We start from the raw sequence: 18,158 nt of genomic DNA, 5'->3' as shown, positions 1-18,158 counted from the left end.
TATTATTTGCGAAGGGGAGGTTGAAGACGTGAGTTCTGTAGCAAAAAAACAGGAGATGGGTGCTGTTATATGGGATTATTTAACGACAGTAGACCATAAAAAAATTGCCATTCTCTATTTAATTGCAGGTGGATTATTTTTTATCATCGGCGGAATAGAAGCACTATTTATCCGTCTACAACTAGCAATTCCAAACAATGCTTTTCTTGTTGGAGATGCTTATAATCAAGTATTAACAATGCACGGTACAACAATGATTTTCCTCGCAGCTATGCCGCTTGTGTTTGCATTTATGAATGCTGCTGTGCCGCTTCAAATTGGAGCGCGTGATGTAGCATTTCCATTTTTAAACTCACTTGGATTTTGGTTATTTTTCTTTGGAGGCGTATTTTTAAACTTAAGTTGGTTTTTAGGAGGAGCTCCCGATGCAGGGTGGACATCGTATGCATCGTTATCGCTAGCTTCGAAAGGACATGGTATTGATTTTTATGTATTGGGATTGCAAATATCAGGTCTCGGTACGCTAATTGGTGGTATTAATTTTCTTGTTACTATTATTAATATGCGTGCACCAGGAATGACGTATATGCGAATGCCGATGTTTACATGGACAACATTTGTCACATCTTCACTGATTTTATTCGCTTTCCCACCGTTAACAGTTGGATTAGGATTACTTATGTTAGATCGTTTATTTGGTACAAGTTTTTTCAACCCAGCTTTGGGCGGGAATACGATTATATGGGAGCACTTATTCTGGATCTTTGGGCACCCAGAAGTGTACATTCTTATACTTCCAGCTTTCGGAATATTCTCAGAAATCTTCGCGACCTTTTCCAAAAAACGATTATTCGGATATTCATCGATGGTATTTGCAACAGTCTTAATTGGATTTTTAGGATTTATGGTATGGGCGCACCATATGTTTACAGTTGGTCTCGGCCCTGTTGCTAATGCTATCTTTTCTGTCGCGACGATGGCAATTGCAGTACCGACGGGAATTAAAATTTTTAACTGGCTCTTTACAATGTGGGGAGGAAGTATTCGTTTTACAACACCGATGATGTGGGCTGTTGGTTTTATTCCATCATTTGTAATGGGCGGTGTAACAGGGGTTATGCTTGCTTCTGCGCCAGCTGATTATCAGTTCCATGATAACTATTTCGTTGTAGCGCATTTTCACTACGTAATCGTTGGAGGCGTTGTGTTTGGTTTATTGGCAGGAGCGCATTATTATTGGCCTCTTATGTTTAACAAAGTATTGAATGAAGCATTGGGGAAAGTTACATTTTGGTTATTCTTTATCGGTTTCCATTTAACGTTCTTTATTCAACATTTCCTTGGGTTAATTGGTATGCCGCGCCGTTATTACACGTATTTACCAGGTCAAGGATTAGAAATGGGGAACTTAATTAGTTCGGTTGGATCTGCGTTTATGGGACTTGGAACAATAGTTCTTTTATATAACATTGTGAAAACGACAGTGTCTAAAGAACAAGCAGGGCGTGACCCATGGGATGGTCGCACGCTAGAGTGGACAATGCCTGCTCCTACGCCAGAATATAACTTTAAGCAACTACCGTTTGTCCGTGGATTAGATCCTTTTTGGATTGAGAAACGTGATGGGAATAAAGCGATGACACCAGCAGAGCCTATTGGTAACATTCATATGCCAAACGCTTCATTTTCACCATTTGTCATATCGCTTGGCTTATTTATAGCAGCATTTGGCGCGATGTATATGCAAGGTGGAAAAGATAAGTTTTGGCTCTTGGTAGCAATTATTGGGCTTATCATTACATTTGGTACAATGTTCTTCCGATCTATAATTGATGATCATGGTTATCATATTCATAAAGAAGACTTGGATGATAAGGGAGGCACGGCATAATGCATGTAGAGGAAAAATTAACGAATGAAACATTTCCAGCAGAGCCTGAAAAAGCAACCCTCGAAGGAAAAAATAAGTTTGTCGGATTTTGGCTGTTCCTTGGAGGCGAAACAGTATTGTTCGCTTCCTTGTTTGGAACATACTTAGCATTAAAAAATTCGACAAACGGCGGTCCTTCTTCGCAAGAAATGTTTCAAATGCCACTTGTGTTTATTATGACAATGCTTCTATTAACAAGTAGCTTAACGAGTGTATATGCAATGTATCATATGAAGAATTTTCATTTTAAACAAATGCAGCTTTGGTTACTTGTTACAGTGCTATTAGGTTTAGGGTTTCTAGGGTTTGAAATTTATGAATTTTATCATTATGCGCACGAATTTAAGCATACTATGAGAAGTAGTGCATTTGGTTCAGCTTTTTATGCGTTAGTTGGCACACATGGATTACACGTATTATTTGGACTATGCTGGATTTTAACTTTGATTTTTCGCAATGCGAAACGTGGTTTAAATTTATATAATGCCCCAAAGTTTTATGTTGCATCTATTTATTGGCACTTTATTGATGTAGTTTGGGTGTTTATTTTCACTGTAGTATATTTGATGGGAATGGTGGGATAAACAATGGCGACAAAGCAAACAAATACAAATAATTCAAAGGTAGATCTCGTTTATCGTAGAAGAAAAAGTGCAGAGGAAATGAAACATCAAGTTATTACATTTGGATTAATGATTTTTTTGACAATTGTAGCATTTGTAGCAGTAGCGTATCCAAAGACATTTAGTCCCATTTTCTCTGTCCCGTTTATTTTATTATTAGCGGTCGTTCAAGTAATCTTTCAATTGTATTATTTTATGCACATGAGTCATAAAGGACATGAAGCAGCTTCGTTCTTTCTATACTCTGGATTGTTAATAGGGCTATTAACGATTTTGGCCTTCATGACAATTGTGTGGATATAAGAAAACATGAGAGGAGGGCCTTTGGATTACTATGGTCCTCCTTTTTTATGAAGCGACTACATTTTTTGAAAGGTGGGTGTAAATCATGAGTAACTTGTGGATATTTGGTTTTCAAGCATTATGGAGTCCGATTTTTTTCATGTTTATGCTTTCCATTCTCATCTCTTACTTTTTCATCATTGGGCCGTATAGAACACGATTTGAACATGCAGAAAAGGTTAGTAGAAAGCAGATATTTTATTTTACGTCAGGAATTATTCTTCTATATATTGTAAAGGGAGGGCCAATTGATTTAATAGGACATATTATTTTCAGTGCTCATATGCTCGAAATGGCAGTGATGTATATCGCGGTACCCCCATTATTATTATTAGGAATACCAGTTTGGTTATATAGCTATATTACATCTTTTAAAGCGATTCAAGTTATTTTAAAGTTATTTGCGAAACCATTGATTGCTTTATTTGTATTTAATGGCTTGTTTTCTTTTTATCATTTGCCACTTGTATTTGATGCGGTAAAGCAAAGTCAAGTAGCACACCCCATTGTTTTAGCAATATTGTTTTTTACATCGATCATGATGTGGTGGCCAATGTTAAATCCATTGCCAGAGCAACAATCATTAAGTGATATAAAAAAATTAGGATATATGTTTGCTAACGGTATTTTATTAACGCCAGCTTGTGCATTAATTATTTTTGCAAGTGAGCCATTATTTGCGACCTATACAGATTCAAGCGCTTGGATGAAAGCGATGGAACTTTGTGTACCAGCAGGGACATTGAGCGATTTAAATATCACAGGTCCAGAGTTTTTGCATTGGCTGCCTGTAGTACAAGATCAGCAAACAGGTGGGATCATTATGAAAATTGTTCAGGAAATCGTGTATGGTACAATGATTGGATATGTATTTTTTAAATGGGCTCGTAAAGAAAGGGAAAAGGATAAGGAGCAATTACAAGCAGTTCCGCCATATTTGCAAACAAAATAAACAGAATAGAGAAAGTTTTCGGGAGAACAAATAAAACAGGCGCATATCTGTATAGAGGCGCCTGTTTTATTTAAGCTGCCTGTAAAAGTCTTATTCGTGAGGAATGAAGAAAACTCCTACTGATGAAAGTGTTACCTTATTCAACTATTTGAAATTCTTTTAGTTCTTTTTCAATATTTTGAAGAATTTGTTCACTTTTTTGAATAACATTTGTAGGGAAATTTTCATCTGTACCATACTCAACCCCATGTGGATAATAATGTTTTCCTAACAGTGGGGAAAGCAATTTGATCTGTGCGTGTCGCCTTCCAATATCTCCCTCGACTGCGATACCTTGTACTCTTAAATAATATACATCTTTTAATATCTCGAATTTATAATCATATGTAACCCTCTCATAATCCCATTGTCCTGCCAGCACGAAATGGTGATTTTTCATAATTTCTGTAAGAAGTGTAAAGTCAATTACTGTTCCAATGAGTTTTGAATTTGCGAATTGCATGGAATCCCTCCTTATAAAATAGTAGATATCAATTTTATAATAGTATGAAAAATTAGAAAACGCAATTCGTATTGGGAGAAAAGAGAGAATCACAACTTTTTTCATCAAAATATGGTATAGTGAAAGAGTACGGTACACACAAAAGGGAAAGACTAGTAAGGCATTTGTGTATATCTCAACTTTATGTTTGCCCAGGAGGTATATCGTTTGAAGAAATTATTGCGTATCGTAATGATTACGATTTTTATTTTAGCTATTGATCTGTACGGGAAATTACTCGTTTCACAATATATATTAAGCCCTTCTCATTATAAGCAAGAACAAAAACTCGTAAAGAAAAAGAAGCAGGTAACTGAGGGAGAGGCACAAACGATTGCTGATTTTTTAGGAAGAGATGCTGAGAATTTACTAGCCAAGTGGGGGGAACCTTCTCGGATTGAGCCTTCTGCATATGGGTATGAATGGTGGGTATATAATCAAGATTTATCACAGTATGTTCAATTTGGACTTGCTGAACATAAAGTTGTAACAGCTTATGTAGCTGGAGATCAAGTTGATGTGACCCCATTTCGTATGAATGAAAAATATGAAGAAGCATATAAAAAGAAGCCATTTTCTCATGAGATTTCTTTGAAAAAAGGAAGGAATAGTTATCAATTTGAATTGTCTGATACTGAAATAATGGAACAGCCACTTATTTCAATTGAAAAAGATAGTTGGGCACAATTGTATTTTGATCACTTTACGCATGAGCTTGTTGGGATTCGGTATATGGATGATGATATATTACTACGTCAAAGACCGTATCAACTTGTATATTCCGGTGAATTAATGCCAGAACAACCGATGTCCCCAGAGAAAATGTCACAAGTAGAGCATGGAAATATGCAGCAAATTTTAGATTTAACAAATATTATTCGAGAACGTCATCGGTTACCTTTATTAACATGGGATCAACAAACGGCCGATGTCGCACTTGGACACAGCAAAGATATGAAGGAAAATAATTATTTTTCACATGATTCGCCGAAATATGGCACATTAGGAGATCGATTACAGCGAGGACAAGTTGCTTTCCAATTAGCTGGTGAAAATATAGCAGCTCAACATAGCGATGGCATTGCTGCGCTGCAAGGCTGGTTGAATAGTGAGGGTCACCGGAAAAATTTGCTGAATGAGCAGTTTACTGGACTTGGTGTTGGTGTATATGACAAGTTTTATACGCAAAATTTTATAAGAAGATAAAAAGGTGCATGAATCGTTTAAAAATAGGCGAACCATGCGCCTTTTTTTTCTTACAATATAGTAGATATATATGAAGAGGTGAGGATTATGCCAACGACAAAAAGAGCGTTACATCCTTCTGTTCAACAATTTAAAGAGTTTGTCAATCATCATCCTAAAATGGTTCATGACGTTCGCAGTGGTCAAAAAACATGGCAACAATTTTATGAAGAATGGTATTTACTAGGGGAAAAAGATGAAATATGGAAACAGTATCAAGCGGATGGTGAACAAGTATCTTCTCCTGCACAAGAAAGTAAAGAGGAAAGAACATCAGATTTAATGGAGCAAATGCTTTCTTTTTTCAAAAAATTAAATGTAGAAGAGATGCAGCAACACTTAACAAATGTAACGAGTGCAATCGGAAGTGTTCAACAAGTTATTCAACAATTTAAAGAGAATCGTACAAAACCAGAGCAAAGAAATTCTGAAAATAATCCGTTTTTCTTTCAAAAAGACTAGGGGGAAAAGAGGATGAGAGCAGAACTTATGGAATTTATAAAAGCGAATGAAGATTTAGAACGCTATATTCGAGAAGCGCCGTATTGGTATCGTAAACTGTCGCGCAATCCAGATGAAAAGGAAGCTTTTGAGCTTGCTGCTTTACAACATTTCAAAAAAACGATACCGGATAAAGTAGAAAAGTTTCAAAATCAATTAGCAGTGGCTTCCATTATGATTGATATGTTTCAATACATGGCTCAGCAAAATGCAACATAATGGGAAGGAAAAACTATGTCCGTCATGTAAAACTTTTGTTACAATAGAAAGGTATTATTGAAAAAAGGAGTTACAGCATGACGGAAATTTGTTTAGTACGACATGGACAAACTGATTGGAACTTTCAAGAAATTATTCAAGGGCGTGAAGATATTCCGCTAAATGAAGTTGGGAAAAAGCAAGCGAGTCAAAGTGCTGCTGCTTTACAATTAGAGACATGGGATGTCATTATTAGTAGTCCTTTGATTCGAGCTCAGGAAACAGCGCAAGCAATTGGAGAAGCGGTAGGAATACATTCCATTATATTGGATGAACGCTTTGTTGAACGGAATTTTGGAGAAGCTTCTGGGAAGCCAGTTGCGACAGTGAGAGAACAGATTGCAATCGGAAACGTAGAAGGTATGGAAACGGATGAAGAGATTGTAAATCGCTGTTTTACAGCACTACAAGATGTTGCAAAAAAGCATGCGGGAAAGCGCATTATCATTGTGGCACATTCACATGCGATTAAAGCGATTTTGCATGCGATTTTGCCAGAAGAAATTACATTTAAAACACCTTTGAAAAACGCTTGTATCAATTATGTAAAAGAAGATCAAGGAAAATGGGAAGTTTTAAAATATAACATTGCCGAGCACATTTGCGTGTAAGGAGGAGAAGGAGTAGTTCTATTGCTACTATGTTATATATAAATGAGACGGCCAGATTAGTAGTTCTGCTGTAAAATGTGTTATGATAGATACTTGGAGGTGTCTCTCATGATTGTAGCGACGCTAGAAAGCGTATTAATTTTAGATAAGGCAGAACAACTGGCACAGGCAGTTGTTTATTCAGATATAGCAGAGAACTATCGAAAGTGTTTCAAGGACTTACAGGAGGATTCGGAAGCACAGGAGCTCATTCGTCAGTTTGCGGCGATGAAAGAGCGTTATGAGGAAGTTAGAAGATTTGGCAAGTATCATCCGGATTATGCTTTTGTTTCGAAAAAGATGCGAGAGTTAAAGCGATCTGTAGATTTGCATGATAAGATTGCGGCTTTTAAAAAAGCGGAAAGTAATTTGCAAAAATTACTAGATGAAGTGAGCGTAGTAATCGGCTCGGAAGTTTCATCTTCGATTAAAGTTCCTACCGGGAATCCGTTTTTTGATGCAGGTGGTTGCGGAGGCGGTTGTGGCTCCGGAGGTAGTTGTGGCTGTAAAAAAACGGGGTAATATGCCCCGTTTTTGAAATGTAGAAGAAGAATAGGATCGAATCTATGGCGTGCTATAATGTCGAAAATTTCTGATTTATGTTAGTGGAATATATGAAAAGTATGATGAAGGAGAAGGTTATGTTTGGACAACGACAGAGTTTGATTGTTTATTTACATTCATTAAAACATGCCAAAATTTTACGTAAATATGGTAATATTCATTATATATCAAAACGATTAAAATATGCAGTTGTATATTGTGATATGGATCAATTAGAACATATGATGCATAAGTTAAATAAACTTCCGTTTGTTAAGAGGATTGAACAATCGTATCGTCCGTTTCTAAAAACGGAATTTGAAAATTCACGTCCAGATCGTGCGAAAGAATATGATTATAGTTAAGTAAAATCCCCCTAGCCAATTTGATAGGGGGGATTTTCGTGTGGATGAAGGCTCCCTACTGATAAAGTGAAACTTTAATCAGTGGGGGTTTCTTCATCCCCCACTGATTATGAGCCCTCACCAATTGGGCTGCCCTAAAATAGCGGGATGAAAGTTTCACTCTATTTCATTGGGGGAATAAAGTGATTCATTCGTAAAATGCCAATTAGATGATTAAAGTACAACTCTTTTTCTGGAAAAGTTGTAGATGGTTTCACGGTAAAGGGAATTACTTTTTTTTCGATTTGTTTGGCAGTTTCTTCAAATAAAATAATTCGCTTACTTTTTTTATGATCGAGTATAGGGATGCCTTCACGACATATGTATAGTGGCTGAAAATCGCCTACAGTTGTTGGTTTTAGGATGACAACAAGTGAACATACTTTTTTATTATTTTTAACGGTTTCGAATTGTAACATATGGGTTACACGTTCTTTGTTTGCTTTGGCAATTTCAAGTAATTCATATAAGTCAGAGTAGCCTTCTCCTAGTTCAATAAAGCGTTGAATCATATCATTTTCCTCCTCTTTCTTTTACTGTATCATTTCATTTTTTAAATGAAAAGAAGGCAAAGAAAAAAAACCCTGCAAAGCAGGGCCCTTCTTATACTAGTATGTACTAGTAAGAAGGCAAAGGGAGAGGAGAAACCGGAGGAAGAACTTATGGGGAAACGTAAGTCTTCTCCGCGGTTGGCAACAACATCGAAGGTGATGTTGTTATCTTTATTTATGTCCAATCTAATTGAAGATATACATAATGAATTTAAAATTTATCGTAGGCTTTTTATTTTTCTTTTATTTTATGATAGGATAAAAAAGGTAAAGTGAACCTTACATAGAGGGTAAGATGGTGTTATGAAATGAACTAATACGTAGATAAAGTGTACAGGTTCATTCATTTTCTGTTATATTTTTGAAATGATTGTTAGCTGAATATGCACATGAAATATTGCTGAAAACAAATATTTTTCTTTTCATAAGTAACGGATTCAGGTATTCTGTAATGGTAAAATAATTAGAAAATATTTAGATTTGATAGCGGTTACGAATAATCGCTCCATAGTTTATAGATTGAAATAAAGGTAGTGACAACAAATGAGAGTAGTTTCTGGTAAATGCAAGGGACATCCGCTTAAAGCTGTACCTGGTAGTACAACGCGTCCAACAACAGATAAAGTAAAAGAATCTATCTTCAATATAATAGGTCCATACTTTGATGGAGGGAGTGCCCTTGATTTATTTGGAGGAAGCGGAGGGCTTGGGATTGAAGCGCTTAGCCGAGGGATGGACAAAGTAATCTTTGTTGATCGAGATCATAAAGCAGTGAAGATAATTCGTCAAAATTTGGAAAGTTGTAGAGTACATAATCAAGCTGAAGTATATAGAAATGATGCTGAAAGAGCTGTGAAAGCGCTAATTAAACGTGAGATTTCATTCGATCTAATCCTACTAGATCCGCCATATAAAGATCAAAAAATAGTCTCTCTCATTAGCATTATAGATCAACATGGATTGCTGAATGAAGATGGTTTGATTATGGCAGAGCATGGGAATGAAGTAATCTTACCTGAAACAATAGGGAAGCTTGTAAAGGTGAGGGCAGAAAAGTACGGTATTACAGCCATTTCGATTTATAAGTATGAAGGGGAGGGGACCGAATGACAAGCATAGCAATTTCTTCAGGGAGTTTTGATCCAATAACACTTGGACATTTGGATATCATTAAAAGGGGAGCAAAGGTGTTCGACGAAGTATATGTTGTTGTCTTAAATAACTCAGCAAAGAAGCCATTCTTTTCAGTGGAAGAGCGTTTAGAGTTAATCCGAGAGGCAACAAAGGAGATTCCAAATGTAAAAGTAGATTCACATAGTGGGTTGTTGGTTGAATACGCGAAAATGCGCAATGCAAATGCCATTTTACGAGGTTTACGAGCTGTTTCTGATTTCGAGTATGAGATGCAAATTACTTCGATGAATCGAAAGTTAGATGAAAATATTGAAACGTTTTTTATTATGACAAATAATCAATATTCATTTCTAAGTTCAAGTATTGTAAAGGAGGTAGCTCGTTACGGAGGGAACGTATCAGGGCTTGTTCCATCTTGTGTTGAACGTGCTTTAAAAGACAAGTTTCAAACCCCGTTAAAATAAAACGGGGTTTTTCTTTACTGATTTTGTTATAGGGAGCAGCGAGAGTCTTCTCATAACTCTGTTCGATTCGCTAGCACGTTACAGAGTTATCGTATGGTGCGTACGAATAATAAAATAACATATAGATACAAACAAAGTAGTGTAAAAATGGGGCCATAGTGAAGAAGTAATTCCCAAGTATTTGTAAGTGCTGAAGAATAATTTGATAAAAAGACAGGAATATCTTGTTGGTTCGGTGAAAAAGAATGTGATTTTTCATACAGTGGTCCCCAAAATATAAATGTGTAAATAGGAGCAAGAATACTTTGAATGATTCGAGCAAAAAAGTAGGGTTTAAAGCGAATATCGGTATCTGCTAGTATACTCGCTACTTGCGCTTGAATTGAAAGACCGCTGAAGGCAAGGATAAAACTTGTAATCATTGCTTGTTCCAAAATAGTTGTACCATTTGTTTGGCTAATCATTTTACTTCCTAGTGTCATTTCAAAAAGACCAGATAAAATAGGAATACTAAAATGAGTGGACAATTGGAAGAAAGATAAAATATGTTGCATAATAAAATTCAGAGTTGCTGTAATTTGAAAAATGGTAATCATTTTATTTAACACAGAGAATAAGATAATAAATCCGCCGATCATAAGTAACGTTTGAATGGAAGAAATAATGGCATCTCCTAGCAGTTTTCCAATCGGTCTTTTTTCTTGTAAACGTGTCTCATGGAGAATGGAAAAAGCATGTTGTAATAGACGTCTTTGAACGGGTGATGCACGTTTTATGTAAGGTTTATTGTCACCATAAAAGCGCATAAGTAGTCCGACAGTAAAGTTACTGATATAATGTGCGGCGGCTAAAATGAAGCCTAATTTTGGATTATTAAAGAATCCGATAGATACAGCACCGAAAATAAATAATGGGTTGGAAGAATTTGTGAAAGAGACGAGGCGTTCTGCTTCAATTTGTGTTAGTTGGTTACTTTGACGTAATCTAGCGCTTAATTTCGCGCCAGCAGGAAAACCAGAGGCCATTCCCATTGCCCAAACAAACCCACCGATACCAGGGACTCGGAAGAGAGGGCGCATAAGAGGTTCTAACAGGACACCGATAAATTTTACAACGCCTATGCTAATTAAAAGCTCGGCAACGATAAAAAAAGGTAATAATGAAGGAAAGACAACCTCCCACCACATATTTAATCCGCGAATAGAAGATTGTAATGCGGCTTGGGGATGAAGTACAAGAGAGAATGTTAGAAATAGCGTTGTGATTGTGAGAAAAGCTGTTTTCCATTTTTCATACATACTGCAAAATCCCCCTTTGTCCCAAAAAACGTTCATTTCAGTATACGTGGATACATAGTAAATTTAGACCATAAGTATGAAAAAGGAGTAAAAAAAGTTTAAGGGTGATTCATATGCGAGAACCGAAAATAGGCTTGGCTCTTGGCTCTGGTGGGGCAAAAGGATTTGCTCATGTAGGGATTATTAAGATATTACGTGAGTCTAATATTCCTATTGACATGATAGCAGGAAGTAGTATGGGGGCGCTAATTGGAACATTTTATGCTACAAATTGTAATGTTGAAAGACTTTATCGAATGGCCTCAGTATTTAAGAGGAAATATTATTTAGATTTTACTGTGCCGAAAATGGGATTTATTTCTGGAAAACGTGTAAAAGATATGATTAAAATGTTTACATATAACAAAAAAATGGAAGAGTTAGAAATTCCAACTGCAGTTGTAGCCACTGACATTTTAAAGGGAGAAAAAGTTGTATTTACAAAAGGGTCTATTGCTGATGCTGTTAGGGCGAGTATTTCTGTACCAGGAGTGTTTGTTCCTGAAAAAATAGATGGGCGCTTATTAGTGGATGGAGGGGTGATTGATCGGATTCCTGTATCCGTCGTCAAGGATTTAGGAGCTGATATTGTAATTGCTGTAGATGTATCCCCTATTAAAGTAAATGGTGAAATTAATTCTATTTATGACGTAATTATGCAAAGTATTGAAATTATGCAATATGAACTTGTTGTTAATCGACAAACTGCATCGGATTTAATGATACGTCCAACAGTAGAACAGTTTAGTTCTCGTGCTTTTACAAATATTGAAGAAATTATTCGAGTAGGAGAAGAAGAAGCAAAGAAACATATTCAAGATATTTATTTATTAATTGAGCAGTGGAAGGAGAAAAATAATGTTTAAGCGTTTTCGGTTTATATATGCGATTTTAATTGGAGTTATATTGGCGATGCTACTTGTATATATTCGTCTACCTTACTATATAACAAAACCAGGAATGGCTGCGAAGTTAACCCCTTATGTACAAGTGGAAGGCGGAAAGAAAGAATCTGGTGACTTTATGCTTGTGACAGTTTCAATGGGACCTGCTAATGTAATCAATTTAATAGCTGCACAATTTAGCAAATATAATCACATTTCAAAAGCGGAGGAAATATTACAAAAAGGTGAGAGTGATGAAGAATATCAATTTCGCCAAGAGTATGCGATGAAACACTCTCAAAATGCTGCTATTTATAATGCATATAAGAGAGCGAATCGTCCTGTTTCTTTTCAAAATAAAGGAATATTAGTCGCTGGTGTTGCAGAAAATATGCCGGCAGCGGGAAAATTAAAGCTTGGGGATGTAATTGTAGTTGTTGATGAAAAAACATTTGAAACGACAGAGCGATTTGCTGAATATATGGCAAATAAAAAAGAAGGCGATGTTGTACATATTGAATATATAAGAAATGGAAAACGTTTCAAAGAACAATTGGCAGTAAAAGAAATCCCTGGTGGTAAGGGGCGTGTTGGTATTGGAGTTTCTATTGTTACAGAACGAGAGTTAGTTGCAGATCCAAAAGTGAAGATTGATTCCCATGAGATTGGGGGACCATCAGCAGGCCTGATGTTTACGTTAGAGATTTATAATCAATTAATTGAAAACGATATGACAAAAGGGCATGAAATTGCTGGAACAGGTACAATCAATGAAAAAGGCGAGGTTGGTCCGATTGGCGGAATTCAGCAAAAGGTGGTAGCTGCCAGTGATGCAGGAGCTGAAATCTTCTTTGCTCCAAATGAAAAAGGAGCGAAAAACTCAAATTATAAAAAGGCGCTTGAAGCGGCCAAAGATATTAAAACAAAAATGAAAATTGTACCAGTGGATACATTGGATGATGCTTTGGCTTATTTAGAGAAGTTGCCAGAGAAAAAGTAACTTCTCTTTGCAAAGTTTTTCATTGAACTTAAAACGGAAAGCTATATGAACGAATCATTCATATAGCTTTCCGTTTCTACGTTATAAAAATGTTTTGTCTATTTCATTATATCGAATTGGATATTGTGTTATATTTTGTTGTATACATTTTGTGCGTAAAGGTTCTTGTAAAGCGGAAAGATAGACGGCATTTGCTCGTCGTTCTATATTTAAAACAGGGTGTTCAAATGTTTTTGTATGTGTCAGAAGAGGGAGACTCATTTGTTTTTTATTTTTAGAAAGGTAAGATTGTCCTTTTTGGGACATGCCAAGTAACCGAATATACGGTGCATGGTTTTCGATTGCTGCGCTCTTTATCTCTTCTTTTGTTGTATTGGTTAAAATATGTGTGCATACTCGTTGCAATCTTGTCCACGTATATCGTTTTGTTTTTATAGCCTCCATAAATGTAAGGAAGGACGTGGCATTCTGTATTTTAGCTAATATACGATGTTCTAAACCTTCTTCCATTTCATATATATGTTGGAGTTCTTTAGCAGACATCGTCAAGAGTTTATACTTGAAAAGAGGAAAATACGTTTCCCAATTATGTAATACATGGTATATATGATAATATTCTTCTAAAAGAGAAGAGGTACAATTCGGTACAAATGGATATATACTAGTAAAGGAGCAATCCCCGATGAACAGTTGTTTGCGAATGCTTGTTGCGCTGGCGATATGCTTATTTGTAAAGGATTCATCGTGATAATGAGCTGCGAATCTTTTTATCGTATGAGCACGAATCGTACTTTTTTGTGACAAAATGGCTTGAATATAATGTAGCCCTAATATATTGTTTGGCTGTGACATATCGATTGTGTCATGTCCTGATAAAATATGAGAAAAGGCTTCAGAAGTTGCTTTTGCATAGCTATTTCCTTCGCTTATATATTGCTGCACGAGCTGATTAAAAGTATTTTGCTTCTTTTGCTGTAACGATAGAGTATTGTAGAAGTGTTGAACGTGTCCATCTTCACTTCCGAAACAAATATCTGAAACACCAAGTGCATTTAAAATAGAAATGGCCCCATTTGCAAATGTTTCCGCTTTTTGAGTTGCAAATGCATAAGGAAGTTCTACAACAAGATCAATACCGCCAGCTAGAGCCATTTTTGTTCGATACCATTTAGAGACGAGAGCAGGCTCACCACGTTGTAAAAATGATCCACTCATGACCGCAATAGTAACATCACATTGTGTTAACTTTTTTGTTTGTTGCACATGATAAACATGACCGTTATGAAAGGGGTTGTATTCAACGATAATACCGCTTGCCTTTATAATAATCTCTCCTTTCAGTGTAGCATCTTTTCGAAAAACATGATAATCTATATATTATTTACTATAATGACTTCATTATAGTGTAAAGAAAAAACATTGACAAATATAAAATGGCTAGCTATAATTTTGTTTGTTGCCTTGAGGTGATATGATATGAAATGGTCCATCCATCAATTAAACAAATTGAGACATAAAGGATTGACTTTGGATGAGATGGTAGATGTAAGTGAGCTGAAAGAAATCGAGAAAGACATTCGTTCGATTGATCCTGTTCATGTAACAGGTAGAGTTGATTTTGGCTCCAATAAGTTTACGTTTCATCTACATATAACAGGAAGCATGATTTTACCATGTTCTCGCTCTTTAGTAGATGTGACATTACCATTTGACGTGAAAACAACTGAGGTGTTCCAAACTTCAAAAGAAGAGTATGAAACAGAAGCAGAAATCCATTATTTAGAAGGAGAAGTACTTGACTTACTCCCTATAATCAAGGAAAATATACTTTTGGAAATCCCAATGCAAATTTTCAGTGATGATGTTTCTGGAGGAACACCGATGCAAGGTCAAGACTGGCAAGTGATTTCGGAGGAAAGCAAAGAAAAGTCTGTTGATCCACGATTAGCAGGACTTGCGAAGTTTTTTGACAAATAATCGGAAGACTGGTTCAGGCCTTCATATGAAAATAATAATTTCTTTTAAGGAGGTGGGAAGAATGGCTGTACCTTTTAGAAGAACTTCTAAAACAGTAAAAAGAAAGCGTCGTACGCATTTCAAATTATCAGTACCTGGTATGGTAGAGTGCCCAAGCTGTGGTGAAGCAAAATTAGCTCACCGTGTATGTAAAGCATGCGGTACTTACAAAGGTAAAGAAGTAATCAGCAAGTAATTGCGAAAAAATAAACGTAGAAGGATGTCCTTTTGCGTTTATTTTTTTTGTTTTTTTATAAAAGTGTTTGAATGGATTCCGCTATTTTAGGGCAGCAAGACGTGCGCCTTAAGGTTCGGAGAGAAATAAGGAAGAAAGCTAGGAGCTCGTTTTCCTGTAGCTTTTAGAAAATAAAAAATATATTCTTTGCTTGTTTGTATTCTATCTTTTCTAGTAACTGCATATGTTTAATAAAAAATGCATAAGGAGGACTAGAAAGATGGTGACAACAAGACAAGATGCATGGACTGATGATGAAGATTTGCTTCTAGCAGAGGTAGTACTCCGGCATATTCGAGAAGGTGGAACACAACTGTCTGCTTTTAAGGAAGTTGGGAGAAACCTATCTCGCACACCTGCAGCCTGTGGATTTAGATGGAATTCTTATGTTAGAAAGCAATATAAAGAACGTATTGAAGAAGCGAAACAAATGCGAAAACGAGAAAATTATGAACAAAAGCAACCGAAAGTTATGTCTCATACTTCTACAACAATTACATTCGATGATGTGATACATTTTTTGCAAACATATAGAGATGAACAAGAATCAAGAGTGTTACAACAGAAAATTGAATTGTTACAAAAGGAAAGAGAAAGGCTTCTTCAGCGTCTATCCGTATATGAGGAAGAGTACCGAACGCTGCTTGATTATATTGATCGAAAAAGAAGTGTAATGATTTTAGAGAAAACAGGAGAAAACGTTATTCATACGAATGAAACATTGGAAAAAATAAAAAAATAAAAACAGCTGGGAAGCAGCTGTTTTTATTTTTTCGCGAGGCATTCTTGAATGTTAAGATAGAACATAATGAATGAGAGACTCACGAAAATACTATTTTATGCAGACTCTTCATTTGTAACCGCATTCAAATTAGTTGCTGGATGCCAAATATAAAATTCGCCCTCTGCAGTTGTGATTTGTTGGAATGATAATGCATTCCAAAATGGTGCGGATTGAATACGAGCAATTGTTTTGATAGGGAATTGCAAATTTTTTGCATAATTTACAAGCATTCGACCAAAACCTTGTTTTTGAAAAGACGGTAATACTTCCAGTTTGGACAGTTCGATATAAGGTCCTGTAATATCAAGATTTGCTTCGTCATGTCTTCTCATATACAAGCTCATGCGTGCAATGAGAGAACCGCCGTAATAAATTCCGTAAAACGGGGATTCACTATCGTTCTCAATCATGTTAGCTTGTAACTCTTCGAACATAGAAAGCTCTTGAGCACCACATCCTTTAAATTTTCTAAATTCGTCTAACGTTTTATAATTGATGAGCAAGCGCTCAACTTTTGGGAATGTCACATCATCACATCCTTTTCTTGTCTTAAAAAAAGAAAAGTAAAAATATTTACAATAATATTATAACTTATTTTGTTATTTTTATGAAGGGTATGGGATATTTCTTTCGTATTTTTTTGTAAATTTGTTACACTAAAGGGTGAGATGTGTTTGTTAGTATATATGTTCTACATAAAGAGGTGTTTTCTCTACCTAGAAATTTTAAAATAGAGATCAAATATATGAATGGAGAGGAGTTAAGGAGCTTTAAAGGGATAGCAACGTAATCTGTACAACTTGTTATTGATACAAAGCTCTTATGTCCATAAATATGAAAATTGGAATTGTTGGCCCTGGAGCTATTGGTTTGTTATATGCGTTTTATTTTAAAAAAAGTAATCAAGATGTTACATTGTTTACAAGAACTGTTGAGCAAGCGAAACAATTAGAAAAAACAGGGGTAACTTGTATTCAGGATGAAATATCAGAAACGGTGTTTCCGAAAGTATTACCAGTAGAAAGCGTTGAAAAGGAGAACTGGGACTATATATTTATTGCTGTCAAGCAATATCATGTAAATCATATACTCCCTTTTCTAAGTAAGCAGCGAGTCGTATTTTTACAAAATGGGATGTCTCATCTTCAGCTTATAAAAGAATTACAGTGTGAAAATATAGCTGTAGGTATTGTCGAACATGGAGCCAAAAAAGAAAATTTTCATACGGTATGTCATACGGGAGTAGGAATCACAAAATTTGGTGTTGTTAAAGGTGATGTGCTTCAATTTGAACCGATATTTGAGTGTTTTGCTTCGCAACGTTTTTCTATGCAATTTGAAGATGACTGGAAACAGATGATGTACAATAAATTAATCGTAAATGTTTGTATTAATCCATTAACAGCTTTATTTGGAGTTTGTAATGGAGAGTTGATATCCAACCCTTTCTTTTATCAATCGATGAAGCAAGTATTTCAAGAAGTTACATTTCTTATTGAAAAAGAGAAAGAAGAAGAGTTATGGAATATGGTGTGTCAAGTGTGTCAAAAAACATCTTGTAATACTTCTTCTATGTTAGCTGATATACGAGAGAAGCGAAAAACAGAAATTGAAGCGATCGTTGGGTATGTTTTAGATGAAGCGAAAGCACGGCAGAAACAAGTACATATACTTCCATTCTTATACAATGCGATAAGAGGTTTAGAAACATAAGTTATATTCTTTGCTTTTGGGCGAAACATTGACTACAATTTGGAATGGTGA

23 protein-coding genes are annotated in these 18,158 nt (G+C 35.8%); 18 read left to right on the top strand and 5 right to left on the bottom strand.

What is annotated here, in order from left to right; all coding sequences use genetic code 11:
- Positions 1-55 precede the first annotated feature (55 nt).
- From ctaD to ctaG, 4 genes are all read left to right on the top strand, one after another.
- Positions 56-1,891, top strand: coding sequence for a cytochrome c oxidase subunit I (ctaD, locus tag MR056_RS00710; protein ID WP_176371946.1), 1,836 nt, complete (start codon positions 56-58; stop codon positions 1,889-1,891).
- Positions 1,891-2,514 carry a cytochrome c oxidase subunit III gene (gene ctaE, locus MR056_RS00705; protein ID WP_048721906.1) on the top strand — a complete coding sequence of 208 codons (624 nt, stop codon included), beginning with the start codon at positions 1,891-1,893 and terminating at the stop codon, positions 2,512-2,514. Before ctaD ends, ctaE begins: the two co-directional genes overlap by 1 nt.
- Before the next feature lie 3 nt (positions 2,515-2,517).
- Positions 2,518-2,856, top strand: a complete 339-nt coding sequence (ctaF, locus tag MR056_RS00700; protein ID WP_012095091.1) for a cytochrome c oxidase subunit IVB — start codon at positions 2,518-2,520, stop codon at positions 2,854-2,856.
- Positions 2,857-2,941: 85 nt separating this feature from the next.
- Complete coding sequence (gene ctaG, locus MR056_RS00695; RefSeq protein WP_048721910.1) at positions 2,942-3,847, top strand: cytochrome c oxidase assembly factor CtaG; 906 nt, start codon at positions 2,942-2,944, stop codon at positions 3,845-3,847.
- 136 nt (positions 3,848-3,983) lie between these two features.
- Here the strand turns inward: ctaG and MR056_RS00690 are convergent, their stop codons facing one another.
- Positions 3,984-4,349, bottom strand: a complete 366-nt coding sequence (locus MR056_RS00690) for a YugN family protein (RefSeq protein ID WP_012095089.1) — start codon at positions 4,347-4,349, stop codon at positions 3,984-3,986.
- Between the two features lie 207 nt (positions 4,350-4,556).
- Between MR056_RS00690 and MR056_RS00685 the strand changes: the two genes are divergently transcribed.
- The 6 genes from MR056_RS00685 to MR056_RS00660 all read left to right on the top strand — a co-directional run bounded on the left by MR056_RS00685 (position 4,557) and on the right by MR056_RS00660 (position 7,950).
- Positions 4,557-5,594 (top strand): CAP domain-containing protein, encoded by a 1,038-nt coding sequence (locus MR056_RS00685; RefSeq protein WP_041809947.1) that lies wholly within the window; start codon positions 4,557-4,559, stop codon positions 5,592-5,594.
- Between the two features lie 87 nt (positions 5,595-5,681).
- Positions 5,682-6,095, top strand: coding sequence for a YlbD family protein (locus MR056_RS00680; protein WP_012095087.1), 414 nt, complete (start codon positions 5,682-5,684; stop codon positions 6,093-6,095).
- 12 nt (positions 6,096-6,107) lie between these two features.
- The gene (locus MR056_RS00675) at positions 6,108-6,353 is read left to right on the top strand and encodes a YlbE-like family protein (RefSeq protein ID WP_012095086.1); all 246 of its coding nucleotides are present in this window, start codon (positions 6,108-6,110) and stop codon (positions 6,351-6,353) included.
- A 77-nt stretch (positions 6,354-6,430) separates the two neighbouring features.
- Positions 6,431-7,003: a histidine phosphatase family protein gene (locus MR056_RS00670; RefSeq protein WP_012095085.1), complete on the top strand. Its 573-nt coding sequence runs from the start codon at positions 6,431-6,433 to the stop codon at positions 7,001-7,003.
- 108 nt (positions 7,004-7,111) lie between these two features.
- The gene (locus MR056_RS00665; protein ID WP_048721913.1) at positions 7,112-7,564 is read left to right on the top strand and encodes a YlbF/YmcA family competence regulator; all 453 of its coding nucleotides are present in this window, start codon (positions 7,112-7,114) and stop codon (positions 7,562-7,564) included.
- A gap of 119 nt (positions 7,565-7,683) precedes the next feature.
- Positions 7,684-7,950 carry a YlbG family protein gene (locus MR056_RS00660; RefSeq protein ID WP_012095083.1) on the top strand — a complete coding sequence of 89 codons (267 nt, stop codon included), beginning with the start codon at positions 7,684-7,686 and terminating at the stop codon, positions 7,948-7,950.
- 161 nt (positions 7,951-8,111) lie between these two features.
- On the opposite strand, the gene MR056_RS00655 is transcribed toward MR056_RS00660, so the two are convergent.
- The gene (locus MR056_RS00655) at positions 8,112-8,501 is read right to left on the bottom strand and encodes a DUF7147 family protein (RefSeq protein ID WP_012095082.1); all 390 of its coding nucleotides are present in this window, start codon (positions 8,499-8,501) and stop codon (positions 8,112-8,114) included.
- Positions 8,502-9,083: 582 nt separating this feature from the next.
- Between MR056_RS00655 and rsmD the strand changes: the two genes are divergently transcribed.
- Both rsmD and coaD read left to right on the top strand, forming a co-directional pair.
- Positions 9,084-9,650, top strand: a complete 567-nt coding sequence (gene rsmD / locus MR056_RS00650) for a 16S rRNA (guanine(966)-N(2))-methyltransferase RsmD (RefSeq protein ID WP_012095081.1) — start codon at positions 9,084-9,086, stop codon at positions 9,648-9,650.
- A complete protein-coding gene (gene coaD / locus MR056_RS00645; protein WP_012095080.1) occupies positions 9,647-10,138 on the top strand; it encodes a pantetheine-phosphate adenylyltransferase in 492 nt (163 codons plus the stop codon). The genes rsmD and coaD overlap by 4 nt, the downstream gene beginning before the upstream one ends.
- Before the next feature lie 86 nt (positions 10,139-10,224).
- Here the strand turns inward: coaD and ylbJ are convergent, their stop codons facing one another.
- Complete coding sequence (gene ylbJ, locus MR056_RS00640) at positions 10,225-11,436, bottom strand: sporulation integral membrane protein YlbJ (protein WP_012095079.1); 1,212 nt, start codon at positions 11,434-11,436, stop codon at positions 10,225-10,227.
- A gap of 113 nt (positions 11,437-11,549) precedes the next feature.
- On the opposite strand from ylbJ, the gene MR056_RS00635 reads away from it, so the two are divergent.
- Positions 11,550-12,341, top strand: coding sequence for a patatin-like phospholipase family protein (locus MR056_RS00635; RefSeq protein ID WP_048721916.1), 792 nt, complete (start codon positions 11,550-11,552; stop codon positions 12,339-12,341).
- Positions 12,334-13,359, top strand: a complete 1,026-nt coding sequence (locus MR056_RS00630; protein ID WP_012095077.1) for a SepM family pheromone-processing serine protease — start codon at positions 12,334-12,336, stop codon at positions 13,357-13,359. The genes MR056_RS00635 and MR056_RS00630 overlap by 8 nt, the downstream gene beginning before the upstream one ends.
- An 81-nt stretch (positions 13,360-13,440) precedes the next feature.
- On the opposite strand, the gene MR056_RS00625 is transcribed toward MR056_RS00630, so the two are convergent.
- On the bottom strand, positions 13,441-14,682 hold the full coding sequence (locus MR056_RS00625) for a nucleotidyltransferase (protein WP_081428393.1): 1,242 nt from the start codon (positions 14,680-14,682) through the stop codon (positions 13,441-13,443).
- A gap of 153 nt (positions 14,683-14,835) precedes the next feature.
- Between MR056_RS00625 and MR056_RS00620 the strand changes: the two genes are divergently transcribed.
- From MR056_RS00620 to MR056_RS00610, 3 genes are all read left to right on the top strand, one after another.
- A complete protein-coding gene (locus MR056_RS00620) occupies positions 14,836-15,336 on the top strand; it encodes a YceD family protein (protein ID WP_012095016.1) in 501 nt (166 codons plus the stop codon).
- Positions 15,337-15,397: 61 nt separating this feature from the next.
- The gene (rpmF, locus tag MR056_RS00615; protein ID WP_001984764.1) at positions 15,398-15,571 is read left to right on the top strand and encodes a 50S ribosomal protein L32; all 174 of its coding nucleotides are present in this window, start codon (positions 15,398-15,400) and stop codon (positions 15,569-15,571) included.
- A 259-nt stretch (positions 15,572-15,830) separates the two neighbouring features.
- On the top strand, positions 15,831-16,352 hold the full coding sequence (locus MR056_RS00610; protein WP_012095013.1) for an RsfA family transcriptional regulator: 522 nt from the start codon (positions 15,831-15,833) through the stop codon (positions 16,350-16,352).
- A gap of 95 nt (positions 16,353-16,447) precedes the next feature.
- Here the strand turns inward: MR056_RS00610 and MR056_RS00605 are convergent, their stop codons facing one another.
- Positions 16,448-16,921: an N-acetyltransferase gene (locus MR056_RS00605; protein ID WP_012095012.1), complete on the bottom strand. Its 474-nt coding sequence runs from the start codon at positions 16,919-16,921 to the stop codon at positions 16,448-16,450.
- Between the two features lie 301 nt (positions 16,922-17,222).
- Between MR056_RS00605 and panE the strand changes: the two genes are divergently transcribed.
- A complete protein-coding gene (gene panE / locus MR056_RS00600; RefSeq protein ID WP_041810499.1) occupies positions 17,223-18,107 on the top strand; it encodes a 2-dehydropantoate 2-reductase in 885 nt (294 codons plus the stop codon).
- The last annotated feature ends 51 nt before the right edge of the window (positions 18,108-18,158 follow it).

It is taken from the genome of Bacillus cereus group sp. BfR-BA-01360 (assembly GCF_022663595.1).
GTDB lineage: Bacteria > Bacillota > Bacilli > Bacillales > Bacillaceae_G > Bacillus_A > Bacillus_A cytotoxicus.
This window is presented reverse-complemented; position numbering and strand designations above follow the sequence as displayed.